This is a genomic window from Pseudomonas sp. P1_F1_2 (assembly GCF_056405815.1).
Genome location: NZ_JBFUBK010000050.1, coordinates 1 through 25,368, shown reverse-complemented (window position 1 = coordinate 25,368; position 25,368 = coordinate 1). Strand labels below are relative to the sequence as shown.

At 61.0% G+C, this 25,368-nt stretch carries 19 protein-coding genes; 17 read left to right on the top strand and 2 right to left on the bottom strand.

What is annotated here, in order from left to right; genetic code table 11:
- Positions 1-113: 113 nt before the first annotated feature.
- The 3 genes from AC1D2P_RS16340 to AC1D2P_RS16330 all read left to right on the top strand — a co-directional run bounded on the left by AC1D2P_RS16340 (position 114) and on the right by AC1D2P_RS16330 (position 4,681).
- Entirely contained in the window at positions 114-2,333 is a 2,220-nt protein-coding gene (locus tag AC1D2P_RS16340) for an EAL domain-containing protein (RefSeq protein ID WP_477758069.1), read from the top strand.
- 45 nt (positions 2,334-2,378) lie between these two features.
- Complete coding sequence (locus AC1D2P_RS16335; RefSeq protein WP_109787403.1) at positions 2,379-3,968, top strand: methyl-accepting chemotaxis protein; 1,590 nt, start codon at positions 2,379-2,381, stop codon at positions 3,966-3,968.
- A 380-nt stretch (positions 3,969-4,348) separates the two neighbouring features.
- Positions 4,349-4,681, top strand: a complete 333-nt coding sequence (locus tag AC1D2P_RS16330; protein ID WP_046029554.1) for a hypothetical protein — start codon at positions 4,349-4,351, stop codon at positions 4,679-4,681.
- A 21-nt stretch (positions 4,682-4,702) separates the two neighbouring features.
- On the opposite strand, the gene AC1D2P_RS16325 is transcribed toward AC1D2P_RS16330, so the two are convergent.
- On the bottom strand, positions 4,703-5,302 hold the full coding sequence (locus tag AC1D2P_RS16325) for a cupin domain-containing protein (protein ID WP_109787420.1): 600 nt from the start codon (positions 5,300-5,302) through the stop codon (positions 4,703-4,705).
- Between the two features lie 66 nt (positions 5,303-5,368).
- A complete protein-coding gene (locus AC1D2P_RS16320; RefSeq protein ID WP_477758070.1) occupies positions 5,369-7,330 on the bottom strand; it encodes an oxidoreductase in 1,962 nt (653 codons plus the stop codon).
- 216 nt (positions 7,331-7,546) lie between these two features.
- On the opposite strand from AC1D2P_RS16320, the gene AC1D2P_RS16315 reads away from it, so the two are divergent.
- The 14 genes from AC1D2P_RS16315 (at position 7,547) to AC1D2P_RS16250 (ending at position 25,267) form a co-directional block, all read left to right on the top strand.
- Positions 7,547-8,596 (top strand): ABC transporter substrate-binding protein, encoded by a 1,050-nt coding sequence (locus AC1D2P_RS16315; protein ID WP_046029562.1) that lies wholly within the window; start codon positions 7,547-7,549, stop codon positions 8,594-8,596.
- Positions 8,597-8,669: 73 nt separating this feature from the next.
- Positions 8,670-9,452 carry a class II aldolase/adducin family protein gene (locus AC1D2P_RS16310; RefSeq protein ID WP_223522396.1) on the top strand — a complete coding sequence of 261 codons (783 nt, stop codon included), beginning with the start codon at positions 8,670-8,672 and terminating at the stop codon, positions 9,450-9,452.
- 247 nt (positions 9,453-9,699) lie between these two features.
- A complete protein-coding gene (locus AC1D2P_RS16305) occupies positions 9,700-10,347 on the top strand; it encodes a TetR family transcriptional regulator C-terminal domain-containing protein (RefSeq protein WP_077430723.1) in 648 nt (215 codons plus the stop codon).
- A gap of 92 nt (positions 10,348-10,439) precedes the next feature.
- Complete coding sequence (locus tag AC1D2P_RS16300) at positions 10,440-11,156, top strand: response regulator (RefSeq protein ID WP_077430722.1); 717 nt, start codon at positions 10,440-10,442, stop codon at positions 11,154-11,156.
- Between the two features lie 5 nt (positions 11,157-11,161).
- Entirely contained in the window at positions 11,162-11,935 is a 774-nt protein-coding gene (locus tag AC1D2P_RS16295; protein WP_109787406.1) for a substrate-binding periplasmic protein, read from the top strand.
- Positions 11,932-14,193: an ATP-binding protein gene (locus tag AC1D2P_RS16290; RefSeq protein WP_077430720.1), complete on the top strand. Its 2,262-nt coding sequence runs from the start codon at positions 11,932-11,934 to the stop codon at positions 14,191-14,193. Before AC1D2P_RS16295 ends, AC1D2P_RS16290 begins: the two co-directional genes overlap by 4 nt.
- 193 nt (positions 14,194-14,386) lie before the next feature.
- Positions 14,387-15,799 carry an amino acid permease gene (locus tag AC1D2P_RS16285; RefSeq protein ID WP_109787407.1) on the top strand — a complete coding sequence of 471 codons (1,413 nt, stop codon included), beginning with the start codon at positions 14,387-14,389 and terminating at the stop codon, positions 15,797-15,799.
- Between the two features lie 342 nt (positions 15,800-16,141).
- Positions 16,142-16,933, top strand: coding sequence for an enoyl-CoA hydratase/isomerase family protein (locus AC1D2P_RS16280; protein ID WP_109787408.1), 792 nt, complete (start codon positions 16,142-16,144; stop codon positions 16,931-16,933).
- Between the two features lie 41 nt (positions 16,934-16,974).
- Entirely contained in the window at positions 16,975-18,135 is a 1,161-nt protein-coding gene (locus AC1D2P_RS16275) for an acyl-CoA dehydrogenase family protein (protein ID WP_077430717.1), read from the top strand.
- A gap of 18 nt (positions 18,136-18,153) precedes the next feature.
- A complete protein-coding gene (locus AC1D2P_RS16270) occupies positions 18,154-20,253 on the top strand; it encodes an acetate--CoA ligase family protein (RefSeq protein ID WP_477811505.1) in 2,100 nt (699 codons plus the stop codon).
- Positions 20,254-20,263: 10 nt separating this feature from the next.
- A complete protein-coding gene (locus AC1D2P_RS16265) occupies positions 20,264-21,871 on the top strand; it encodes a 5-guanidino-2-oxopentanoate decarboxylase (RefSeq protein ID WP_477758072.1) in 1,608 nt (535 codons plus the stop codon).
- 27 nt (positions 21,872-21,898) lie between these two features.
- A complete protein-coding gene (locus tag AC1D2P_RS16260) occupies positions 21,899-23,089 on the top strand; it encodes a pyridoxal phosphate-dependent aminotransferase (protein ID WP_077430714.1) in 1,191 nt (396 codons plus the stop codon).
- Positions 23,082-24,497 (top strand): aldehyde dehydrogenase family protein, encoded by a 1,416-nt coding sequence (locus AC1D2P_RS16255; protein ID WP_477758073.1) that lies wholly within the window; start codon positions 23,082-23,084, stop codon positions 24,495-24,497. The genes AC1D2P_RS16260 and AC1D2P_RS16255 overlap by 8 nt, the downstream gene beginning before the upstream one ends.
- Positions 24,498-24,562: 65 nt before the next feature.
- Complete coding sequence (locus tag AC1D2P_RS16250; RefSeq protein WP_046029594.1) at positions 24,563-25,267, top strand: NAD(P)H-dependent oxidoreductase; 705 nt, start codon at positions 24,563-24,565, stop codon at positions 25,265-25,267.
- The last annotated feature ends 101 nt before the right edge of the window (positions 25,268-25,368 follow it).

Here is a 25,368-nt window from a genome sequence, read left to right as displayed (position 1 = left end):
CAATGGGCCTGGAAGACGAAGCGCCGTGACAACCAGTTCTGGTCAAGAACTGGTTGTCACGGCGTTTTTTTTTGTCAGTAAAAAGTCATCCGTACAAACACCGGGGAGTGAGAATGAAGGTGACACAAGATCTGACGGAGTTGCTCAGGCGCATCCGTCTCGATCACGAGGAGATCGTCGAGCGTTTCCGCTTTCTCGACTGGAGTGCCGAAGATGGCGAACGTCTCGGCGCAGCAGCCCCGCATATGGCCTCGGCTCAGCAGGCTTTCGTTGATCATTTGTACGGTCACTTGGCGAAATTTCCTACTCCGTCTGTGCTGCTTCGCGCACCGGACGTCACCGCCCGACTGAAGCACAGCCAGGTCGAGTATTACCAGTGTTTGTGGGGCGGGCCTTACGATGACGAGTACGTCAACGGCCGTCTGCGCATCGGTGTGATCCACCAGCAGGTCGGCCTGGAGTTGAAGTGGTATCTGGGCGCCTATCGTCTATACCTCAACGACATGCTTGCAAGTGTGTTCGGCGACTGCCAAAACACCACGCTCTATTCAAGTCTGTTGAAAGCGGTTTTTTTCGACATGACTCTGGCCATCGACACTTACAGTGCGGCCCAGCACAAGGCTCTGGAGGACAGTGAGGCTCGCTTCGCCCGAGCGCTACGCGGTGCCAACGACGGTATCTGGGATTGGCATGTCGATCTGGATCGACTGTATGTTTCCGAACGCTGGGCCAACATGCTCGGCCTCAGCCGCGACAGCGTCGGCGAGAGTAGCGCCAGTTGGTTCGGTCGTGTGCATCCGGACGACTTGCCGGATTTTCGCCAAGCCATCGATGCCCATTTACAGGGGCAGACTTCCTTTGTTCACCATGAGTACCGCATCCGCCAAAACAACGGTGGCTATATTTGGGTACTGGTGCGTGGGGTCGCCGAAGCGACGACGCCGGGCCAACTGCGCATGGCCGGTTCACAGACCGATATCAGTGCAAAAAAGGATGCCGAGCAGCGCCTTAAACATGCCGCCCACCATGACCCGCTGACCGGCTTGGCCAACCGAACGCGCCTTGATGAGCAAATGCAGAAAACTTTCATGAAACAGCGCAAGGGAGGTGTCCAGGAGGCGCTGCTGTTCATCGACCTCGACCGCTTCAAGTTGATCAACGATAGCCTTGGCCACAACGTCGGTGATCGAGTGCTGGTAGAAGTGGCACAGCGCTTGAGAGACTCTCTGCGCCCCAGTGATCAGCTATTCCGCTTCGGTGGAGATGAATTCATCGTATTGCTTCATGAACTCACTTGCGGCCGCGACGCCGAGCAAATATCCCAGCGCATTCTCGACAACCTGCATCAACCGCTGCACATGGACGGTAGGACCCTGGTGGTCAGTGCCAGCATCGGGATCGCGCCATTACATGATAACGGCAAGGCGCTGGATGTCCTCCAGGCCGCCGACCTGGCCCTCTACAGAGCCAAGTCTGCCGGCAAGGCGCGGTTCGCCCACTACAGCGAGGCGTTGCAAGACACCGCACAGCACCATCTGGAGTTGGAGTCCGCTCTGGGCCAGGCGCTGAAACACAATGAATTCGAACTGCACTACCAGCCGATCTATCGTCTTGATCAAGGGGCACCCCTCGTGTCAGGGGGCGAAGCGCTGTTGCGGTGGCGCCATGGCGAACGCTTGATCTCACCACTGGAGTTCATCCCGGCGCTGGAGGAGTCGGGGGAAATCATCCCCGTCGGCGAATGGGTATTGCGCCAAGCCTGTCAGCAGACCCGCCTCTGGCAACTGGCCGGTCATGAAAGCCTGCGTTGTTCGGTCAACATCTCCAGCCTCCAATTGCAACAAGTCGACTTCATCCTCCGGCTAATCGACATCTTGCAAGAAAGCGGCCTGCCACCCGCCAGCCTGATCCTGGAGATTACTGAAAGCCAACTGATGCACGACGACGAGGACACATTGGCCTGTCTGAACGAATTGGCCAGCCTTGGCGTGTTGTTGGCGCTGGACGATTTTGGCACCGGTTACTCCTCGCTTGGCTATCTCACGCGCTTTCCGCTGCACATCCTCAAGCTGGATAAAAGCTTCATCGGCGGCATCCCGTACGACCACAAAAAGAGCGCGATCAGCCAGGCGATCATCGGCCTCGGCTGTAGCCTGGGCCTGGAAGTGGTGGCTGAGGGCATCGAGAGCCCGGCACAACTCGACTTTGTGATCAGTGAAGGCTGCCACTACGGCCAAGGCTACTGGTTCAGCCGAGCACGACCGGCTGCGCAGATGCAACGGTTATTCAGCGGCGAAGACAGTTTCGAGGGGCTTGGGTGCCCGTTGCAGTAAGTACAGCAGGCACCCAGCGGTATCCATCAGCTAAGGAGGCAAATAATGAAAATCAATCTTCCGGTCAGTGGTCGTGCTGTCGAGTTCAGCGTCGATGCGAACATTATTTCAACTACCAACCCCAAGGGCGCCCTCACATACGTCAATCCGGATTTCATCAACATCAGCGGTTTCAGTGAGGCCGAGTTGGTCGGCGTCAATCACAACATCGTGCGTCATCCGGATATGCCGCCAGAAGCCTTCGCACACCTGTGGCAGACCCTCAAGGCCGGACGCTCGTGGATGGGCCTTGTAAAAAATCGTTGTAAAAACGGTGACCACTACTGGGTCAACGCCTACGTCACGCCGATGCAGCGCAATGGTGAAATAGTAGAGTACCAGTCGGTTCGAACGCTCCCGCCGAAAGCACTGGTAGTCGCCGCCGAACATCTCTATGCACAGTTGCGCAACGGTAAAAAAATACGCTACCTGACGCCGTCACGACTGTCTGTCGGCATGCGCGTAGCACTCGCCGGCACTGGGCTGAACCTACTCGGTTTTACCGTCCTTGGCATGGTCGGTGCCCTCGCCTGGAACATGGTGGTTATCGCTGCGCCACTACTTAGTTTGTTGCTCGCAGGCATGCTGCGCTACAGCCTGCGCCCCTTGGACGCCCTTGCCAGAAAAGCTAAAAATATCGCCGATAACCCACTAAGCCAAATGCTCTACAGCGGCCGCAGCGACCAATTTGGACAGATCGATTTCACCCTGAAAATGCTTGAAGCCGAGACGCTGGCAGTCGTCGGCCGCATTGCCGACTCGGCCCGTCAGCTGAACAAAGAAGCCGAAGAGCTCGTCGCCGCAGTGGACAACAACAACTGCGCGACCCTACAGCAGCAAGGGGAAACTGCTCAGGTGTCCAGCGCCATAACCCAGATGGCCAGCAGTGTGCAGGAAGTGGCGCGCAACGCTCAGCTCACCGCCAGCGCCGCGAGTCTGGCCAATCAAGAAACCGACCGAGGTCGACAACTGGTCGAGCAAACCCGCCAGCACATCGACAGCCTCGCCAGCGAGGTGCAACAGAGCGGCGCAGTGATTTATCAACTGGAACAACATAGCCAGGAAATCAACCGTGTAGTCGAGGTCATCCAAAGCATCGCCGAACAGACAAACCTGCTCGCCCTCAACGCCGCTATCGAGGCCGCTCGCGCCGGCGAGGCTGGGCGTGGTTTCGCCGTGGTCGCCGACGAGGTGCGCGGGCTGGCTACGCGCACCCAGCAATCCACCGCAGAAATCCAGGGAACCATCAATACCTTACGGCGTTCCACGGGGGATGCGGTGGTCGCGATGCAGCGTAGCCACAGCAAGGCCGAAACCAGTGTTGAACAGGCACTGTTTGCCGCCCGGGCGCTGGATGGGATCACCCAACGAGTCGGTGAAATAAGCGACATGAGTGTGCAAATAGCCACCGCCGTGGAGGAGCAGAGCGCGGTAGGTGACAGTATCCAGTGCAACCTGAAAAGTATCAGTCAAGCCACCCAAAGTAACGTGCTTGCCAGTAGCCAGAGCCACACGACTGCTGCCCATGTCGCCAAACTGGCCGAGCGCCTTCAACTGCTGGCGGCGCAATTCTGGGGACGTTCACGCAATGAATGACGAGTTCGAGTTGGCTGAAAAGCTCCCACCGCCAAGACTGACAGGGCTAGATAACCAAGTATTGAAGTTTTCCCGTCACTGGTATTTGAGTGGTGTCTATCTGCGCTGTACGTCCTGTGGCAGCGGGCAAAAAGCCAGTGAAGCCAACTTGCCATTCCCCCATGAGAGCAGTTGTCTTCGCGCGGACCCCCAGCACTACCCGTGGCATGATCTTGCCCGCATCCTGCATTGGGTACCGAGCGAAGATGTCGTTTATATCTAGGGCTAACCCGGGACGTTCCAGATCGTGAGGCGCATGCCTGACGACAACAGAAACAAGACACCTCCACGTCATTAGCTATCATGCACACAGAGCAAATCACCGGATAGCGGGGGAGTGCATGAACAAATGGCAACGGTTTTGGTTGGGAGTGAAGCTGGCTGCAGCCGTAGCGGCCTGTGCGGCTGCTGGTTTCCAGGCTTTTTACTACATGCTGGACAGCCCTGACGCCACGGGAATACATCCGTTGAGCATTCTGGTGACCGGGCTGATCTTCGGCTTCATCATTTTTGGATTCCTTTCACTGATTGAAAGGACGGTGAAGCGTTTAGTGGCCCGTTTTGTCCCTGCCAAGCCCGCGCCTCAAGCGGAGCATGAGAACGATGTGGCGCTGACTGAGGAACAAACGTTGATACTGCCCGCTGGTGATTCAACCCAGCAGAAACAACGGTGAGAGGGTGTTATTCAGCCCCTCTCAAAACGTCGGCGGCGTCACCACCCAAATCACTACCGCATCCACATCTCCAGGGTTCCCATACCGATGCGGTTCCTGGCTGGAAAAGCTGAAACTATCGCCTTCACCCAGCAAAAAGTGCCGCTCCCCGACCCACAACTCAAAACTCCCCGACAGCAAATACCCCGCTTCTTCCCCTTCATGGCTATAACTCTGCTGGCTATAAGTCCCAGGGGGAAACCGCGAATGCAGCATTTCCAATTGTCGATTCGGCTGTGGTGTCAGCAGGTGATCAACGATGCCGTCTTCGTAATGCACGCTCATCCGGGAGTTTTTACGCACCACGATGCCGTCATCCTCCGGCGCCGTTTGCGTTTCGCTGGCAAAGAACCATTGAATGGTCACGCCCAGACTCCGGGCGATGTTGAACAGGGCCGGAATGGAAGGGTAGGCGAGGTTGCGTTCGAGCTGGCTGATGTACCCCGCCGTCAATTCGCTCATCTGCGCCAATTCGGCCAGGGTCATGCCCCGGCGTTTACGCAACCCACGAATTCGCGTGCCGAGGAAGTGCGGCTCAGCGCTGGCGCTGTCCGGTGTGGACGCGCCGGTGGCAGGCTGCATCTTGCTGCTGTTGCTCATGGCGTGCTCCAAACCGGGATCTGTCAAAACCCCGGAGTATAAACAGCCTTAAAGCTCCCAGGCGACTTTCAAACCTTCGTAAATGGCTTCTTCGGCGGTACGCGGGGCGAGGCAGTCGCCGATGCGTCGAAACTCCACCAGGCCTTGCAGTTCTGCGCCGAGGGTGTCGACCGGTTGATGGCCCTGGCAGAGCACCAGGGTGTCGATGTTTTCGAAGATCATCGGTTCGCCGCTGGCGGTGTGTTGCAGGTAGACGGTGTTGTCGTCGCAGCCATACAGGCGGGCGTAGGGGGTGATCGGGATGCCAAGTTTGTGCAGTTCGCCGGCCAGTTGATCGCGCACGTACAGCGGCAGGTTTTCCCCGCAATGGGTGCCGTTGACCGCCAGTTGCACTTGATGCCCGGCGCGTACCAAGCGTTCGGCGATGCCGGGGCCGATCCAGTCGCAGCGCCAGTCGACCACCACCACGGAGCGGCCGATTGGCACTTCCTCGCGCAGCACTTGCCAGGCGTCGACCACCTGCAATTCGCCGCCGCGCTCGAACGCTGGCCAGTACGGCTCGGCGCCGGTGGCGACGATCACTACGTCCGGCCGTTCGCGTTCCACCAGCGCGCGGTCGACGCGGGTGTTGCGCACGACGCGCACGCCGGCCAGTTCCATTTCACGTTGCAGGTTGGTGCTGGCGCCGCCGAATTCGCTGCGCCGGGGCAGCAGTTGCGCGAGCAATACCTGGCCGCCGAGTTGCGAACTGGCTTCGTAAAGGGTCACGTCATGTCCGCGCTGAGCGGCCACGGCAGCGGCTTTCATCCCGGCTGGGCCGCCGCCGGCGATCATGATGCGTTTACGTTGCCCCGTCATTTGCCGCTGGCCGAAAATCAGCTCGCGCCCGGTTTCCGGGTGCTGGATGCAGGAGATCGGCAAGCCTTTGTGGAAGTGGCCGATGCACGCCTGATTGCAGGCGATGCAGGCGCGCACATCTTCGAGGTGGCCGGTGTCGGTCTTGTTGGGCATTTGCGGGTCGCAGATCAGGGCGCGGGTCATGCCGCAAACGTCGGCCTGACCGCGGGACAGAATCAACTCGGCCTCCTGCGGCTGGTTGATGCGCCCGGTCACGAACAGCGGAATCGATAGGCCGGCCTTGAACGTTCCGGCTTCCTTCGCCAGATACGCGGCCTCGATCGCCATCGGCGGCACGATATGCACCGCGCCACCCAAGGATGCCGAGGTGCCCGCGACGATGTGCACGTAATCCAAACTCGGTTGCAGCAATTGCACGGCCGACAAGGACTCGTCTTCAGTCAGCCCCTCGGGATCGCGCTCATCGGCGGAGATGCGCAGACCGATAATGAAGTGTTCATCGGTGCTGGCGCGCACGGCGGCAATCACTTCGCGCAAAAAGCGCAGGCGCTGCTCCAGGTCGCCGTTGTAGCCATCGGTGCGACGGTTGACCCGCGGGTTGATGAACTGCGCCGGCAGGTAACCATGGCTGGCGACCACTTCCACTCCGTCGATCCCGGCCTGATGCAAACGCCGGGCGGCGGCGGCATAACCGGCGACAATCTCGTCGATCATCGCCTGATCCAGCGCACGCGGCATCACCCGGAATCGTTCGTTAGGCACCGCCGAAGCCGAGTAGGCGACCGCCAGCAGACCATCGCTAGACTCCATGATTTCCCGACCCGGATGGAAGATCTGCGACAGCACCACGGTGCCATGTGCATGGCAACGCTCAGCGATTTTGCGATATCCCTCGATGCAGGCATCGTCAGTGGCCATCAGCACGTGCGAGGTGTACCGCGCACTGTCATGCACCCCGGCCACTTGCAACACGATCAGCCCGACACCGCCTTCGGCTCGTGCGGTGTGGTAGGCGATCAGCTGCTCATTGACCAGGTTGTCGGTGGGCATCGAGGTGTCGTGACCGCTGGACATGATGCGGTTTTTCAGGCGTTTGCCCCGCAACTGCAAGGGTTCGAACAGGTGTGCAAAAGCGGCGGAAGAGGACGGCATGGTGCGGTTACTCCAGGCTGGCTGAAGCCGAAAGGCCGGGTTTTCGGCGTTGTTATTATTTGCCTATAGAAATTTACCTTCAGTAAAAAATCAACTTGTTTTTTTACTGGTGCTCGCAGTAGATTCATTTGGCGCCCGCACCTGGGGCGAACCTCACAACAATAAAAATGGGTCACGGCGGCGTGGGTCGCGTGGCACCTGCAAGAGGAACCACCGATGAAATCGAATACGCTCAAGCACGGTTTTTATCCCTTGGTCCTGTCCCTCGCCATGGGGCTCGGTAGCGCTCAGGCCGCCCCGGACATGGTCGTGGTGGGTTACGGCGGTGCCGGCCAGAAAGCCCAGGATGTGGCGTTTTTCCAGCCGTTCAGCGTCGCGGATCACAGCAAGCTGATCCAGAGCGAATACAACGGCGAGATGGCCCGGATCAAAGTGATGGTCGACACCGGCAATGCCGATTGGGACGTGGTGCAGATCGAAGGCCCGGACTTGATGCGCGGGTGCGATGAGGGCATGTACGAGAAACTCGACTGGAGCAAACTCGGCCGCGTCGAGCAATTGATTCCCGATGCGGCACAAGCGTGCGGTTCGGCGGCGCTGGTGTGGAGCGTGGCGATTGCCTACGACACGCAGAAGCTGGCGCAGGCCCCGACGTCATGGGCGGATTTCTGGGACGTGCAGAAAATCCCCGGCAAGCGCGGGCTGCGTAAACGCGCGGTGTACAACCTGGAATTCGCCTTGCTGGCCGACGGCGTGAAAGTCGAGGACGTGTATTCCGTGCTGAACACTCCGCAAGGCGTCGACCGTGCATTCACCAAACTCACAGAACTCAAGCCTTACATCCAGTGGTGGGAGGCCGGCGCGCAACCGGCGCAATGGTTGACCGCCGGGGATGTGGTAATGACTTCAACCTACAGCGGACGGGTGGCCGCCGCCGCGCAAAGCGGCAGTCACCTCGGGCTGGTCTGGCCGGGCAGCCTGTATGGCATGGATTACTGGGCGATCATCAAGGGCTCCAAACATGTCGATCAGGCCAAGCGCTTTATCGCCTTCGCCAATCAGCCGGACGCTCAGGTCAAGTACGTCGAGCAGATTCCTTACGGCCCGACCAATACCGAAGCGGCCGCCAAACTCGATAGCCAACTCGCGCAATGGGTGCCCACCGCGCCGCAAAACCTGAAGGGCGCGCTGTCGATGGACGTGGCGTTCTGGGTCGATCATGGCGAAGAACTTGAGGAGCGCTTCAACGCCTGGGCCAGCAAGTAATCGCACGCGGCTGGACGCCTCAAGGCGTCCAGCCTTACTGTCTGCGCAGCCGATCAGCCTGGAGACTAAAACAATGAACGATATCGCCACGTTTTCTCAGCGCAGCGCCACCGAGCAGCGCCTGCGCGAGGAGTTGGCCGCCTGTTATCGATTGATCGCGCACTTTCGCATGACCGATCTGATCTTCACTCACATCTCGGTGCGCATACCGGGGCCTGAGCATCACTTCCTGATCAATCCGTACGGGTTGATGTTCGATGAAATTACCGCGTCCAATCTGGTGAAAATCGGCCTCGATGGCCGGGCCGTCGAGGCGTCGCCGTACCCGGTCAACCCGGCGGGGTTTGTGATTCACAGCGCGATTCACGGGGCTCGTGAAGACGCGCAGTGCGTGCTGCACACTCATACCAAATCCGGATGTGCGGTCGCTGCGTTGAAGTGCGGATTGTTGCCGGTGAACCAGATTTCCATGGAGTTTTATGGCCGGGTCGCTTACCACGACTACGAAGGCGTGGCGCTGGACATGAGCGAGCAACAGCGCTTGGTGCAGGACCTCGGCGACAAACCGGTATTGATGCTGCGCAACCACGGTTTGCTGACCGTGGGTGAAACCGTCAGCCAGGCGTTTTTGCGTATGTATTACTTGGAGAAAGCTTGCGAAATTCAGCTCGCCGCGCAAGCTGCCGGTGAGTTGGTGTTGCCGCCGGCGGAGGTTTGCGAATATACCGAGCGTCAGTTCAACGACCCAGGCCGGCCGCTGGAGGAAGGCGAGTTGAGTGACCCGGACGCCATGCAATTGGCTTGGGCTGCGATGTTGCGATTGCTTGATCGGGTGGCACCGGGTTATCGGGATTGACCGATGTTCATGTATTAATCGGCTGGCCCCATCGCGAGCAAGCTCGCTCCCACAGGGTTGTGTGTTGGACGCAAACAATGAAAACACACAGATCAAATGTGGGAGCGTGGCTTGCCCGCGATGGGCGCGACACGGTCCCAGAACCCTGCAACCGACTAGAGACTTGCCACCCTCTTGCTGTACAGTCGTTCAGCGCGCGGCTTAGCCAGCCGCATCCCCAACGATTGATCCACAGAGAGTGTCGCGCATGAGTCAGGAAGCCCGTTTTTCCCGCATGGAGCCGGAGTTGCGCAAGGCCAATCTGATCGAGGCGACGCTGGTATGCCTCAAGCGCCATGGTTTTCAGGGTGCCTCGATCCGCAAGATTTCCGCCGAGGCGGGCGTCTCGGTCGGGCTGATCAGCCATCACTATTCCGGCAAGGATGAACTGGTGGCCGAGGCCTACCGGGCGATTACCGGTCGGGTCATGAACCTGTTGCGCGAGTCCATGGCGCAGGCGGCTCCGACTGCTCGCGAGCGATTGTCGGCGTTCTTCCGGGGCTCGTTTTCCGCCGAATTGCTCGACCCGCAATTGATCGATGCCTGGCTGGCGTTCTGGGGCGCGGTACGCACGGCGGAGTCGATCAACCTTGCGCACGAGCATTCCTATGGCGAGTACCGCGGCATTTTGCGCAAGGTGCTGACCGAATTGGCGCAGGAAGAAAGCTGGGAAAACTTCGACGCCGATCTGGCCGCCATCAGCCTCAGCGCATTGCTCGACGGCTTGTGGCTGGAGTCGGGGCTCAACCCCGGTACGTTCACCCCGGAACAGGGCATCCAGATTTGCGAAGCCTGGGTCGACGGATTGCAGGCGGGCGGCCGGCAACGGTTTTGCGTCCAGACGACGGGCTGTTGATCGGTCGTTCAGCTGTCGATACTCTCTGGCGCCAAAGCAGTAAAACACTCTAATAAGAAACACGCCTTCGGGCATACGCGGGACACCATGCGATGACTCCTCGGGTATTGATCGTCGACGACGATCCGCTGATACGCGAACTGCTGCAGGCCTACTTGTCCCAAGAGGGTTATGAGGTGCATTGCGCCGCCACGGCGGAGCTGGCCGAAACCTTCCTGGCGAGCCAGGCGGTCGACCTGGTGATGCTCGATATCCGCCTGCCGGGCAAGGACGGCCTGACCCTGACCCGGGAGCTGCGGGTCCGTTCGGAAGTCGGGATCATTCTGATCACCGGGCGCAACGACGAAATCGACCGCATCGTCGGCCTTGAATGCGGCGCCGATGACTACGTGATCAAACCGCTCAACCCACGCGAATTGGTGTCACGGGCGAAAAACCTGATACGCCGGGTTCGCCACGCGCAGACACCGCAACCTGCAGCGGCCATCGCCAAACCGGTCAAGCAATTCGCCGCCTGGGCGCTGGACACTGACCGTCGACGGTTGATCGACCAGACCGGCGCCGAAACCCTGCTCACCCACGGCGAGTACCAGTTGCTCAGCGTGTTCCTGCGCAACAGCGGCCACACCTTGAGCCGCGATCAACTGATGGATCAGATCCGCAACCGCGAATGGGTGCCCAATGATCGCTCCATCGACGTGCTGGTCGGACGCTTGCGTCGCAAGTTGCACGACGACCCGGCCGAACCGCAATTGATCATTACCATTCACGGTGCCGGTTACCTGTTCACCGCCAGCGTGGCGGCCTGAATACCATGCGGCGGGTGTTTGGCCTGCTGTTGGCGCTGGTCGCGAACGGTACGATGGCGGCGGAAAAAGTTCGCTACTGCGATTACCCGGTGTATCCGCCGATTTCCTGGAGCGACGGCAAACAGGTTCGCGGCCTCGCCCCCAGCGTCGTTAAAAACCTCTTCGGGCGTTTGGGTTACGACGTCGACATCGTCGTGCTCGGCAACTGGAAACGTTGCCTGCTCGACGCCGCCGAAGGCCGGGTCGATGTGGTGCTGGCCTACAGCACCGCGCAACGCGAGCAGAGCATGGTGTTTTCGACGGTGCCGGTGTTGCGCGAGGAGGTGGCGTTATTCATCAACCGTCAGCGCCCGGTGAAATTCGAGCGCCTGGAAGACTTGGCAAATTACCGCGGCGGGCTGTTGTTCGGCGAAAGTTACGGCGTGGATTTCGACCGCTTGGTGGCCGAGCATCAGAACATTGAATGGGTGTCTGACAGTGGCCAGAATTTCGGCAAACTGATTCGCGGGCGCATCGATTTCATCACCTCGGAACGCCGCACCGGGCAGCTTTACGTCGAGAACCTGCCGGGCGCGCAAGACATCGTCGCGCTACCCAATGCCTTGAGCGTCGACTATTTGCGAGTGGCCGTCTCGCGCAAATCCTCCTTGGCCACGCGCATGCCGCAGATCGACGCGCAATTGAAGCGCATGGTCGATTCCGGGGAGGTCGATCGTTTACTCAGCGAAAGCGAGGTCACGTACCGCGACATGATCAACCTGCCGGCGAACTCGAAATGATCCGCGCCCGACCCGGTGGACTGTTACGGCGTCTGTTGCTGTTCATTCTGTTGTTCAGCCTGTGCTTTACCGTGCTGGCGAGCACCGTGCAGCTGTACTTCGAATACCGCCGCGAAATGCGCGACATCGATTCGCGCATGGAGCTGATTCGGGCCGGTTACCTGGCCAGTCTGGAGCGCAGTCTTTGGGACTTGAACCAGGAACAATTGAACGTTCAGCTGCGAGGGCTGGTGGACTTTTCCGACGTGGCGCGGGTTCATCTGATCAGCCCCGATTTCGATCTGCTGCACGGCAGTTCGGACCCGGTCGGGCCGTTGCGCATCGAGCGTTTTGAACTGGATTATCAGCCACCGACCGGGCCTTCACGGCACTTGGGGCAGTTGGAAGTCAGCACCGATTTGGGCGCAGTGCATCAGCGCCTGTTCGCCACCGGTTTGACCAGCCTGCTGTGGATGAGTGTGTTTCTGTGCGGTCTGGCGGTGGCGTTGTCGGGGCTGTTTTACCGCTTGGTCACGCGGCACCTGCAAGTGATGGCCGAGTTTGCCCGGCGCATCGCCGCCGGTGACTGGCACGAGCCCCTGCACCTGGACAAGCGCCGCCACGCTCAGCAAGACGAAATCGACACCGTGGCGCATGCACTGGACGACATGCGCCGGGCGATTCTCAGCGACATTGACCGTCGCGAAACCGATCGGCTGGCCCTGCAAGACAATCGCGACGAGTTGCTCAGGCTGGTCGAACGCCGCACCGCCAGCCTGATGCGCGCCAAGGATGAAGCCGAGGCCGCCAACCTTGCCAAGTCGCGTTTTCTGGCGACCATGAGCCACGAGTTGCGCACCCCGCTCAACGGCATTCTCGGCATGGCCGAACTGCTGCGCGGCGCGAGTCTGGATGAGCGCGACGGCAAACGTCTGGATGCGCTGTACAAGGCCGGCGAAGGCTTGCTGTCGATTCTCAACGAAGTGCTGTATTTCGCCCGACTGGAAGAGGGCGTCAGCCACCCGGAACCGGTGGACTTTTCAATCCGGCAACTGCTCGACGAAGTGCTGACACTGCTGGAACCGCGCGCGCTGAGCAACGACACGACGCTGCGCTGTCGAATCGATCCGCACGTCGCCGAGCGCCATCACGGCGCCGAACAATTCCTGCGTCAGGTGCTGAGCAACTTGCTGGCCAATGCGATCAAGTTCACTGAGGGCGGCGACGTCAACGTGGAGATAACGCTGCTGGCTCACGCTGCGAAACAGACCGGGCAACACGTGCGCGTGAGCGTGACGGACAACGGCATCGGCATCGCTCCTGCCATGCAGGCAAAGATCTTCGAGCGCTTCACCCAGGCCAGCGAAGAAGTGGCGCAACGCTTCGGCGGCACCGGGCTTGGCCTTGCGATCAGCAAACATCTGGTCGAGCAGTTGGGCGGGCAAATTGGCGTCGACAGTGACGTCGGGCGCGGCAGTTGTTTCTGGTTCGAGTTGACGTTGCAGCCTGCAATCGGCGTGGCGGCGAGTGCGCTGAGCAGCGCGCCGGGTGAGGCGTTGAAGGTGTTGGTGGTCGAGGATGTGGCGCTGAACCGCGAAGTGGTCAGCGGCTTGTTGCAGCGTGACGGGCATCAGGTCTGGCTCGCTGAAGAAGGCGAGCAGGCGCTGGCGCAATGTGCCGAACAGACCTTTGATTTGATCCTGCTCGATGTGCACCTGCCGGGTATCAGCGGCGTCGAGCTGTGCAAACTGATCCGGCGCAACAACGGGCCGAACCGTCACACCCGCATCTTCGCCCTGACCGCCAGCGTACAGCCGGCCTTGATGCGCGGTTATCTGGATGCCGGGATGGATGGCATTCTCGCCAAGCCTCTGAAACTCGAAAACTTGCGACAAGCGTTGGCCGGGCAGTTGCCGGTATCCGCGCCACAGCCGGATGACGAGGCCATGGATTGGCCGTTGCTAGAGACCCATCGCACGTTGCTGGGTGAACAGAAACTTCGGGGCTTGTTGCGAGTGCTGCTCGACTCGATCAGTCAGCATCGCGAAGCACTCACCGAAGCCATCGAAGCCGACGACTGCACCGAAGTCGCACAGCTGGCCCATCGACTGGCCGGCAGCAGCGATTCATTGGGCTTTCGCGCGTTGGCCAATGTGTTGCGGGCCCTGGAGGAGGCCGCGCTGGTCAACGACGAGTCGGCATTGCGCGCCATGGCGCCGAAGGTTCAGGCGCAACTGCACAACGCGCAACAGACGCTGGCGGACCTTTTGCGCAGCTGACGTACAAGTTCGTTACGACTTTTTACATCTTTGATCTTTACGGTCAACGGGACCTTACAAGGTCTTCCAATAATCGAGGCAACCGCCACAGCGCGGTCTTCGAAGCTTATTGGAGATAATAATAATGAACTGCCGTAAAGCTGATCCTTCCTCGCGCCATGCCGCGCACCTTGCTGACTATTGAGGTGCGCACATGAGCGAATCTATCGAACGTAAAGGCATCCAACTGACCCGCGCCCTGAAGAGCCGGCACATTTTCATGTTGTCGCTGGGCGGCGTGATCGGTACCGGGCTGTTCATGGGCTCCGGTGTGACCATCAATCAGGGCGGGCCGGTGGGAGCAATCCTGGCGTATCTGGTGGCCGGTTTCCTGATGTACCTGGTGATGGTTTGCCTGGGTGAACTGTCCGTGCAAATGCCCGTGTCCGGTTCGTTTCAGACCCACGCCACCAAGTTCATCGGCCCGGCCACCGGGTTCATGATCGGCTGGGTGTACTGGATGAGCTGGGCGACCACCGTGGGCCTGGAGTTCACGGCAGCGGGCATGTTGATGACACGCTGGTTTCCGGCGGTGCCGATCTGGTATTGGTCGGCGCTGTTTGTGGTGGTGCTGTTCGGTTTGAACGCACTGGCGACTCGCGCCTTCGGTGAGGCCGAATACTGGTTCTCCGGGATCAAGGTGGCGGCGATTCTTGGCTTTATCGTGGTCGGCGTGCTGGTGATCTTCGGCGCGATCCCGCTGACCAGCGGCGCACCGGCGCCGATGATGAGCAATCTGATCGGCGATTCACTGTTCCCCAACGGCCTGTCGGCGGTGTTCGCGGTAATGATGACCGTGGTCTACGCCTTCCAGGGCTGCGAGATCATGGGCGTGGCTGCCGGCGAAACCGATCAGCCGGAAAAAAGCATCCCGCGCGCGGTGCGCAACGTGGTGTTTCGCGTGTTGATTTTCTATGTGCTGGCGATCGTGGTGTTGTCGGCGATCGTGCCGTGGCAGCAGGCCGGGTTGATGGAAAGTCCGTTCGTTCAGGTGTTCGACATGGTCGGCATTCCGTACGCCGCCGACCTGATGAACTTCGTGATCCTCACGGCGATTCTGTCGGTGGGCAACTCTGGCCTGTATGCCTCGACGCGTATTCTGTGGGCGATGTCGAAAACCGGCATGGCACCGAAAAGCCTGTCGCCGTTGAGCAAGCGCGGCGTACCGCTGCGGGCACTGAGCATCACGTTGTGTTTTGCGCTGGTGTCGCTGATGACCAGCTTCGTCGCGGCAGACACGCTGTTCATGGTGTTGATGGCGGTGAGCGGCATGTCGGGCACCGTGACCTGGATTGTCATCGCGCTGGCCCAGTACAAATTCCGCAAGGCGTATCTGCGTGATGGCGGCAAGCTCAGCGATCTGAAATACCGCGCGCCATGGTTCCCGCTGCTGCCGCTGACGTGCATCGCGTTGTGCTGCTCGTTGTTCGTATTCCTGGCGCTGGATGAAACGCAACGGCCTTCGTTGTACTGGGGGTTTGGCTTTATCGCGCTGTGCTATGGCGCGTACTTCCTGATTCATCGCAAGCGCGAAGCGGTGCTGGCACCGAGCTTGCCGACTGCGTAACTACTCCAGCTAACCACTGATCGTTCCCGCGCTCCGCGTGGGAATGCCTCTAGGGACGCTCTGCGTCCAGTGACGCGGAGCGTCATGGGCTGCATTCCCAGCGGAGCGTGGGAACGATCAATGCGCTGCACGACTCATCCTGTAGGCAGTTGTTCGAAGTTGTAACAGCGCAATCCTCGCCGTTCTGGTCTCGTCGAATAAATCCTTCAAATACAGTTAGTTAGACTTATTTTTCAACTGTTACAGCTGATTCCACCACCAATTGCCGCCTTACTGAACACTCGTTTAGTATGGCCTCAAGTCGCATCACCTCAGACCAATCAAAATAATTCGAGGATTCGCATGACTACTCAATCTTCTCTGCTCAGTCAGGTCGAAGCCGGCGTTGCCTGGATCACCCTCAATCGCACCGCCCAGCGCAATGCGCTGGACATTCCGACCCTGAAAAACCTCCACGCGTTGCTGGATGATTTCAGCGCCGACCCCGCCGTGCGAGTGGTGGTCCTGACCGGCAGCGGTCGCAGCTTCTGCGCCGGCGCCGACCTCGCCGAGTGGGCCGACGCTGAAGCCCGTGGCGCCCTCGAAACCTACGGCTGGACGGAAACGGCTCACGCCTTGATGAGCCGTTTGTACAGCCTGGAAAAACCCACCATCGCCGCCATCAACGGCACCGCCGTCGGCGCCGGGATGGACCTGACCTTGTGCTGCGATCTGCGCATCGCTGCGCAATCAGCTCGCTTCAAGGCCGGCTACACCAGCATGGCCTACTCGCCGGACGCCGGTGCCAGTTGGCACCTGCCACGGCTGATCGGTACCGAACAAGCCAAACGCCTGTTGTTCCTTGACGAGTTGTGGGGCGCCGATCGCGCGTTGGCCGCAGGCCTGGTCGGCGAAGTCTGCGCCGATGAGCAACTGCTCGACGTCACCACAGAACTGGCCTCCCGCCTGGCCAACGGCCCGACCTTCGCGTTTGCCCAGACCAAAAAACTCATGCGTGAAGGCGCCCAGCGCAGCCTGCCCGAACAACTGCAAGCCGAGCTCGCCGCCGGCCTGCTGTGCGGTCGCAGCGAAGACGGCAACGAAGCCCTGCGCGCCTCCATTGAAAAACGCCCGGCCCGTTTCATCGGCCGCTAAGCCCGAACACCACCTTCAGCACACGAACAACAGGTAGCCCCATGAATTTCCAACTGACCCAAGAACAAGAAATGTTGGTGGACGCGGTACGCAGCTTTGTCGCCAAGGAACTGCTGCCTCATGAGGAAGCGGTCGACCGTGCCGACGAAGTCTCCCCAGAGCTGGCGGCACAGATTCGCGGCAAGGCCATCGCCGCCGGTTTCTATGCCTTCAACATGCCGGAGGAGGTGGGCGGTGGCGGTCTGGACTACCTGTCCCAGGCGCTGATCGAGCGTGAGCTGTCGAAGGTTTCCTGGGCGCTGCACGTGTTCGTCGCTCGCCCGTCGAAAATCCTCATGGCCTGCACCGGCGACCAGATCAACGATTACCTGTTGCCGTGCATTCAGGGCGAGAAGATTGATTGCTTCGCACTGACCGAACCGGGCGCCGGCTCCGACGCCAATGCGATCAAGACCCGCGCCGTGCGCGAGGGCGATGACTTCATTCTCAACGGCAGCAAGCACTTCATCAGCCACGCCGGCCACGCCGATTTCGCCATCGTCTTCGCCGTCACTGACACCTACGAACACAACGGCAAAAAGCGTAACGCCGTGACCTCGTTCCTGGTCGATCGCAACACGCCGGGCATGACCATTCGCCGTGGTCCGAAATGCGTGAGCAATCGCGGTTATCACACCTTCGAAATGTTCTTCGACGACTGCCGCGTACCGGCTTCCAAAGTGTTGGGCGAAGTCGGCAAGGGCTGGGACGTGGCCAACGCCTGGCTCACCGCCGGGCGGGTGATGGTCGCCGCCAACTGCGTCGGTCAGGCGCAACGCGCGCTGGATGTGTCGCTGCAATGGGCGGCGGATCGAAAGCAGTTCGGCCAGCCGATCGGCACCTATCAGGGCATCTCGTTCAAGCTCGCGGACATGGTCACGCAGATCCGCGCGGCCGAACTGCTGACCCTGCACACCGCCTGGAAAATGGACCAGGGCACCATGACCGATGGCGAGGCCGGCATGGCCAAGCTGTTCGCCAGTGAGGTGCTCGGCAAAGTCGCCGATGAAGCGGTGCAGATTTTCGGCGGCATGGGCCTGATGGATGAATGCCCGGTGGAACGCATCTGGCGTAACGCCCGGATCGAGCGCGTCTGGGAAGGCACCTCGGAGATCCAGCGGCACATCATTTCCCGCGAATTACTGCGGCCGCTGCTGCGCTGATCGCCCCGGAGAATTTCTATGTCGCAGACGATTCGTGACAACCTCAAACGCCTGCTCGCGCCGCGTCATCTGGCGTTTGTCGGTGGCCGCAGCATGGCCCGCGCGCTCAAGCGTTGCGCCGAAGGTGGCTACCAGGGGCAGATGTGGCTGGTGAACCCGCAGCATGAAAGCCTTGAAGGTGTGCCGTGTGTGCGCAGCATCGCCGAACTGCCGTGCGGCCCGGACGCGGTGTTCATCGCCACCAACCGTGAACTGACCCTGACCTGCGTGGCCGAACTGGCCGCCAAAGGCGCGGGCGGCGCGATCTGCTACGCCTCCGGGTTTGCCGAAACCGGCGCCGAAGGCCAGGCCTTGCAGCAGAAGTTGCTGAAAGCGGCCGGCAGCATGGCCTTGCTCGGCCCTAACTGCTACGGCTTGCTCGATTACCTGCACAGCTCCGCGTTGTGGCCGGTGGCCCATGGCGGCAAACCGGTGGAGAAGGGCGTCGCCGTCCTGACCCAGAGCGGCAACTTCGCCTACAACCTGTCGATGAGCGACCGCTCGCTGCCGGTGGCCTACATGGCGTCGGTCGGTAATCAGGCGCAATTGGGCATCGCCGAATTGATGGACGTGCTGCTCGATGAACCGCGCGTCACCGCCATCGGCTTGCACCTCGAAGGCCTGAAAAACGTGCCGGGTTTCGCCCGCGCCGCGCACAAGGCGTTGGAGAAGGGCATTCCGATCATCGCCCTGAAAACCGGCGTGTCGCAGATCGGCGCCGAACTGGCGCTCAGCCACACCAGTTCGCTGTCCGGTTCCGATGCGCTGTATGACAGCCTGTTTGCGCGTCTGGGCGTGATCCGCGTCAGTGGCCCGGTGAGTTTTGTCGAAACCCTCAAGGCTGCTGCGTGCGGCAAGCTACCAGCAGGCAACAGCCTGATCGCGCTCGCCTGTTCTGGCGGCGATGCCGGGCTGATTGCTGACTATGCCGAACGCAATGACCTGAGCTTGCCCAAGCTCGATGCCGGTCAAATCAACGAACTGGCGCAGGTGTTGCCCAGCTACGCCAACCTGGTCAATCCGCTGGATTTCACCACTGCAATTTGGGGTGACGGCGAAGCGTTGAACCGCATGCTCGACAGCGCCCTGCGCACCGAAGCGGACGCGGCGATGCTGGTGCTGGATTACCCGTCTGAATCCACCGGCGAACGCAAAGAATGCGACCTGCTGCTGGAGCTGTTTTGCGCCGCACTGGTGCGCCACGGCAAGACCGGTTTTGTCACCTCGGCGTTTCCCGAATTGCTACCGGCCCACGCTCGTGAACGCCTGCATGCGCAAGGTGTGGCAGCGTTGCAAGGCGTGGAAGACGGCTTGGCCGCGTGGGGGCGCATTGCCGGTTATCAGCRCAATCGTCAGGCACTGCTGGCGCTCGGTGAATCGGCGCTGGTGCCGCTGTGCCCACAGGCGCTAGAAAGTGATGGTCACCTGCTCAACGAGTGGGAATCCAAAACGGCATTGCGCGCCTTTGGCCTGCCGACGCCCAACGGTGTCTTGAGCACGCCAGCCAACGCTCTGACGGATGCCAATGCACTGGGTTACCCCTTGGTGCTCAAAGCGGTCAGCGCGCAACTGCCCCACAAAACCGAAGCCGGGGCCGTGGCACTGAACCTCAAGGACGCCGCAGCCCTGAGCGCCGCGCTGGAAAAAATGCGTGCGAGCATTGCCGATTATGCGCCGCACGTGCCGTTCGATCAGGTGCTGCTGGAACCAATGGCCAAGCCACCGTTGGCCGAATTGATCGTCGGCATCAAACGCGAAAACGACTTCGGCCTCGCCTTGGTCATCGGCGCGGGCGGGATACTGGTGGAGTTGCTCAAGGACAGTCGCAGCCTGCTGCTGCCGACCACCGACGGCGCCATTCGCAAGGCCGTGTCGAGCCTGCGCAGTGCTGCATTGCTGCAAGGGTTTCGCGGGCGCGAAACAGCGGACCTGGACTCGCTGGTCGCGGCGATCCGCGCGGTGGCCGATTACGCCTGTGAGAACGCCGGTCAACTGCTGGAACTCGATGTGAACCCATTGTTGGTCGGTGCCGCTGGCACGACTGCGGTCGATGCGTTGATTCGCCTTGGCCACGAGTGAGGATGTGAACATGCAAACCACAACATTGACGGGCGGCCAGGCACTGGTGCGATTGCTGGCCAACTACGGCGTCGACACCGTGTTCGGGATTCCCGGCGTGCACACGCTGGAGTTGTATCGCGGCTTGCCCGGCAGTGGCATTCGCCATGTGCTGACCCGCCACGAGCAAGGCGCCAGTTTCATGGCCGACGGCTACGCCCGGGTCAGTGGCAAACCGGGCGTGTGCTTCATCATCACCGGTCCCGGTGTGACCAACGCCGCGACCGGTATTGGCCAAGCGTATGCCGACTCGATTCCGATGCTGGTGATTTCCAGCGTCAACCACACCGCCAGCCTCGGCAAGGGGTGGGGCTGCCTGCACGAAACCCAGGATCAACGCGCGATGACCGCGCCGATCACCGCCTTCTCGGCGGTGGTGCTGAGCACTGACGATCTGCCTGAATTGATCGCCCGAGCCTACGCGGTGTTCGACAGCGAACGTCCGCGCCCGGTGCACATTTCGGTGCCGCTGGACGTGCTGTCAGCAAAAATAAGCCGCGACTGGAGTAGCGACGTGGTCCGTCGTCCCGGTCGTGGCGCCGCCTCAACCACCGCGCTGGAAGAAGCCGTGGCCAAGCTGCAAAACGCCAAGCGGCCGATGATCATTGCGGGCGGTGGCGCATTGAACGCGCAGCAAGCAGTGCAAGACATCAGCAACCGACTCGCCGCGCCACTGTTCACCAGCGTCGCCGGCAAAGGCTTGTTGCCGCCGGATGCACCGCTCAATGCGGGCTCGACCCTGTGCGTCGAGCCCGGCTGGAACCTGATCGCCGAGGCCGACGTGGTGTTGGCGGTTGGCACCGAAATGGCCGACACCGATTTCTGGCGAGAGCGTCTGCCACTGAATGCCGAACTGCTGCGGGTGGACATCGACCCACGCAAATTCAACGACTTTTACCCTTGTGCGGTGGCGTTGCACGGTGACGCGCAACAAACCCTTGCAGCGTTGCTGGAACGCCTGCCGCCCGCCACGCGCGATGCCAGCGCGGCGATTGCCGCCGTCGCGGCAATGCGTGAAGCGGTGAAGCAGGGCCACGGCCCGTTGCAGTCGATTCACCAGGCGATACTCGAGCGTATCGCCACCGAGCTGCCGGACGACGCGTTCATCAGCACCGACATGACCCAGCTGGCCTACACCGGCAACTACGCCTTCAACAGCCTGGCAACCCGCAGCTGGTTGCACCCGACCGGCTACGGCACGTTGGGGTATGGCTTGCCGGCGGGCATCGGCGCCAAGTTCGGCGCGCCGCAGCGGCCGGGTCTGGTGCTGGTCGGCGACGGCGGTTTCCTCTACACCGCGCAAGAACTGGCGACCGCCGTCGAAGAACTCGACAGTCCGCTGGTGGTGTTGCTGTGGAACAACGACGCGCTGGGGCAGATTCGCGACGACATGCTCGGGCTCGACATCGAACCGATTGGCGTACTGCCGCGCAACCCGGACTTCGCCGCCCTCGGTCGCGCGTTCGGCTGCACAGTGAGCCAGCCGCAAAGCCTGGCCGAGCTGCAAACCGATTTGCGCCACGGCTTCAAGCGCAACGGCGTGACCCTGATCGAACTCAAGCATGCGTGCGCGCACTGATTTTCATTTTTTGGCAGAGGTATCGCCATGCGCTTTTCTGATCTGACACAACGCATCGCCGGAGACGGCGCTGCCGCCTGGGACATTCATTACCGCGCGCTGGCGCTGCAGGAGCAGGGTGAAGATATCCTGCTGCTGTCGGTCGGCGACCCGGATTTCGATACGCCGGCGCCGATTGTGCAAGCCGCCATCGACAGCCTGTTGTCCGGCCATACTCACTACGCCGACGTGCGTGGCAAGCGTGCCCTGCGTGAAAGCATCGCCCGGCACTACGGGCGCCGCAGCGGCCAACAGGTTTCGGCCGATCAAGTCATCGTGCTGGCCGGCGCGCAATGCGCGTTGTTCAGCGTTGCCCAATGCGTGCTCAACCCCGGTGATGAAGTGATTGTCGCCGAACCGATGTACGTGACGTATGAAGCCGTGTTTGGTGCGTGTGGCGCGGTGGTGGTGCCGGTGCCGGTGCGTTCCGAAAACGGTTTTCGCGTGTTGCCTGAAGACGTCGCCGCCCGCATCACGCCGCGCACTCGGGCCTTGGCACTGAACAGCCCGCACAATCCGTCCGGGGCCAGTTTATCGCGGGCCACCTGGCAAGCGCTGGCAGACCTGTGCATCGCCCACGACCTGTGGCTGATTTCCGATGAGGTCTACAGCGAATTGTTGTTTGACGGCGAGCATGTCAGCCCGGCGAGTTTGCCGGGCATGGCCGAGCGCACCGCGACACTCAACAGTTTGTCGAAATCCCACGCCATGACCGGTTGGCGAATCGGCTGGGCTGTCGTACCACCGGCCCTGGCGGCACATCTGGAAAACCTTGCGCTGTGCATGCTGTACGGCTTGCCGGACTTCGTGCAGGACGCCGCCGTCGTCGCCCTCGAAAGCCATTTGCCGGAACTGGACGCGATGCGCGAAGCCTATCGCCAACGCCGTGATCTGGTCTGCGAATGCCTGGCTGATTGCCCCGGCGTGCGCGCCTTGAAACCCGATGGCGGCATGTTCGTGATGGTCGACATTCGTGACACAGGCCTCAGTGCCCAGGCGTTTGCCGACCGCTTGCTCGACCGCCATGGCGTATCAGTTTTGGCCGGTGAAGCCTTCGGTCCGAGCGCCGCAGGGCACATTCGACTGGGCCTGGTGTTGGGTGCGGAGCCGTTGCGTGACGCCTGCCAGCGCATTACCCGCTGCGCCATTGAACTGCTGGAGTCCCCCATTCATGCATAACCACACCACGCTGTTTATCGATGGTCGCTGGCAAACCCCGTCGGGGCGGGGCATTGCCGAAGTGATCAACCCGGCCACAGAAGAAGTCGCAGGCTCGGTGCCGCTGGGCGATGAGCGCGATGTCGACAACGCGGTGGCCGCCGCACGCAAGGCGTTCAATTCATGGTCACGCACGCCGTCGAGCGTGCGTGCCGGTTACATCCGCGCCCTCGCCGAGCAGTTGCGCGCGCGGGCTGACGAGATGGCTTCGGTCATTACCGCTGAACTGGGCATGCCGGTGCAATGGTGCCGCTCGGTGCAAGTCGACGGGCCGATCATCGGGCTGGAGCACTACGTCGAACTCGCAGGCCTGATGGACGAAGTGCGTGAGGTCGGCAACTCGCTGGTGATTCGCGAAGCGGTGGGCGTGTGCGCCTTCATCAACCCGTGGAATTACCCGCTGCATCAATTGATCGGCAAGCTCGCCCCGGCGCTGGCCGCTGGTTGCACCGTGGTGGTCAAACCCAGTCAGGAAACCCCGCTGCACGCCTTTTTGCTGGCGCAGATGATCGAAGCCATCGGCTTGCCGGCCGGTGTGTTCAACCTGGTCAGCGGGCCCGGCTCGAAGGTCGGTGAAGCGCTGGCCAAACACCCGGACGTGGACATGGTCTCGTTCACCGGCTCGACCGGTGCCGGCGTTCGCGTGGCGCAAGCGGCCGCGCCGTCGGTAAAACGAGTGTGCCTGGAACTCGGCGGCAAGTCGCCGCTGCTGATTGCCGAAGACGCGGACCTCGCCGCCGCCGTGCGTTACGGCGTGCAGGACGTGATGATCAACTCCGGCCAGACCTGCACCGCGTTGACCCGCATGTTGCTGCCGGCCAGTCGTTACGCCGAAGCCGTGGAACTGGCCATCGCCGAAACCCGGAACCTGCGCATGGGCGATCCTCTGGACCCGAACAGTTTCCTCGGGCCCATGTGCTCGGCAGCGCAACGTCGTACCGTGCTTGATTACATTAAGGTCGGCCAGCAGGAGGGCGCACGGTTGGTGTATGGCGGGGACACGGCGGGCGAGTTCGAGCGTGGTTTCTACGTCACCCCGACGCTGTTCGCCGATGTCGACAACCGTATGCGCATCGCTCAGGAAGAAATCTTCGGCCCGGTGCTGTGCCTGATTCCCTACACCGATGAAGCGCAGGCAATCCAGATCGCCAATGATTCACCGTTCGGCCTGTCCAGCGGCGTCTGGGCCTGCAGCGCCGAGCGCGCCTTGCAGCTTGGGCGGCAACTGCGTGCCGGGCAGTGCTTCCTCAACGGCGCTGTCTTCAATTATCAGGCGCCGTTCGGTGGCTACAAACAATCGGGCAATGGCCGGGAATGGGGCGAGGAAGGGCTCAACGAGTTCGTTGAAGTGAAGGCGATTCAGGTGTAATCGTCCAATGACCCCGCGCGTTACCGCCTTCAAATTCAACGTGTGTAAACGTTTAAGGAATTGCCATGAAAGTACTGATCGTCCACGCCCACCCGGAGCCGAAGTCCTTCACCGCCGCGTTGCGTGACCAGGCTGTCGCAACCCTGCAAGCCCAGGGGCATGAAGTTCAGGTCAGCGATTTGTACGCGATGAACTGGAACCCGGTGGCAAGCGCCGATGACTTTTCTTCGCGAGAGAATCCGGAGTATCTGGTGTATGCGCTGGAGCAACGTCTTGGGGTGAAGAGCCAGTCATTGGCGCCGGACATCCAGCAAGAACTCGACAAACTGCTGTGGGCTGACCTGCTGATCCTCAATTTCCCGATTTTCTGGTTCTCGGCCCCGGCCATGCTCAAGGGCTGGATTGACCGGGTGCTGGTGTCGGGGATCTGCTACGGCGGCAAACGCTTTTACGACCAGGGCGGCTTGAGCGGCAAGAAAGCGCTGGTGACCGTTACCCTGGGCGGGCGCGAGCACATGTTCGGTGACGGCGCGATTCACGGTCCGCTGGAAGACATGCTGCGACCGATTCTGCGCGGCACGCTGGCGTATGTCGGCTTCGAGGTGCTGGAACCGTTCGTGGCCTGGCATGTGCCGTACATCAGCGACGAAGCGCGCAAGGAGTTCCTGCAGGGTTATCAGCAGCGTCTGGAACACTTGAGCGATGACCTGCCGATGCAGTTTCCGCGCTTGTCGCAGTTTGATGAGGCGCTGAATCCGTTGCCTGTCTGACGCGGATTGTTACCCAGGAATTTGATGGTGCATTTTCGGGCTCCATCGCGGGCAAGCCCGCTCCCACAGTGGATTGCATTCTTCCTGAACGAATGCAATCC

Bases quoted from the DNA above. Each gene is read 5' to 3' on its own strand.
- AC1D2P_RS16340 (WP_477758069.1), top strand. From the start codon at position 114: ATGAAGGTGACACAAGATCTGACGGAGTTGCTCAGGCGCATCCGTCTC.
- AC1D2P_RS16335 (WP_109787403.1), top strand. From the start codon at position 2,379: ATGAAAATCAATCTTCCGGTCAGTGGTCGTGCTGTCGAGTTCAGCGTC.
- AC1D2P_RS16330 (WP_046029554.1), top strand. From the start codon at position 4,349: ATGAACAAATGGCAACGGTTTTGGTTGGGAGTGAAGCTGGCTGCAGCC.
- AC1D2P_RS16325 (WP_109787420.1), bottom strand. From the start codon at position 5,302: ATGCAGCCTGCCACCGGCGCGTCCACACCGGACAGCGCCAGCGCTGAG.
- AC1D2P_RS16320 (WP_477758070.1), bottom strand. From the start codon at position 7,330: ATGCCGTCCTCTTCCGCCGCTTTTGCACACCTGTTCGAACCCTTGCAG.
- AC1D2P_RS16315 (WP_046029562.1), top strand. From the start codon at position 7,547: ATGAAATCGAATACGCTCAAGCACGGTTTTTATCCCTTGGTCCTGTCC.
- AC1D2P_RS16310 (WP_223522396.1), top strand. From the start codon at position 8,670: ATGAACGATATCGCCACGTTTTCTCAGCGCAGCGCCACCGAGCAGCGC.
- AC1D2P_RS16305 (WP_077430723.1), top strand. From the start codon at position 9,700: ATGAGTCAGGAAGCCCGTTTTTCCCGCATGGAGCCGGAGTTGCGCAAG.
- AC1D2P_RS16300 (WP_077430722.1), top strand. From the start codon at position 10,440: ATGACTCCTCGGGTATTGATCGTCGACGACGATCCGCTGATACGCGAA.
- AC1D2P_RS16295 (WP_109787406.1), top strand. From the start codon at position 11,162: ATGCGGCGGGTGTTTGGCCTGCTGTTGGCGCTGGTCGCGAACGGTACG.
- AC1D2P_RS16290 (WP_077430720.1), top strand. From the start codon at position 11,932: ATGATCCGCGCCCGACCCGGTGGACTGTTACGGCGTCTGTTGCTGTTC.
- AC1D2P_RS16285 (WP_109787407.1), top strand. From the start codon at position 14,387: ATGAGCGAATCTATCGAACGTAAAGGCATCCAACTGACCCGCGCCCTG.
- AC1D2P_RS16280 (WP_109787408.1), top strand. From the start codon at position 16,142: ATGACTACTCAATCTTCTCTGCTCAGTCAGGTCGAAGCCGGCGTTGCC.
- AC1D2P_RS16275 (WP_077430717.1), top strand. From the start codon at position 16,975: ATGAATTTCCAACTGACCCAAGAACAAGAAATGTTGGTGGACGCGGTA.
- AC1D2P_RS16265 (WP_477758072.1), top strand. From the start codon at position 20,264: ATGCAAACCACAACATTGACGGGCGGCCAGGCACTGGTGCGATTGCTG.
- AC1D2P_RS16260 (WP_077430714.1), top strand. From the start codon at position 21,899: ATGCGCTTTTCTGATCTGACACAACGCATCGCCGGAGACGGCGCTGCC.
- AC1D2P_RS16255 (WP_477758073.1), top strand. From the start codon at position 23,082: ATGCATAACCACACCACGCTGTTTATCGATGGTCGCTGGCAAACCCCG.
- AC1D2P_RS16250 (WP_046029594.1), top strand. From the start codon at position 24,563: ATGAAAGTACTGATCGTCCACGCCCACCCGGAGCCGAAGTCCTTCACC.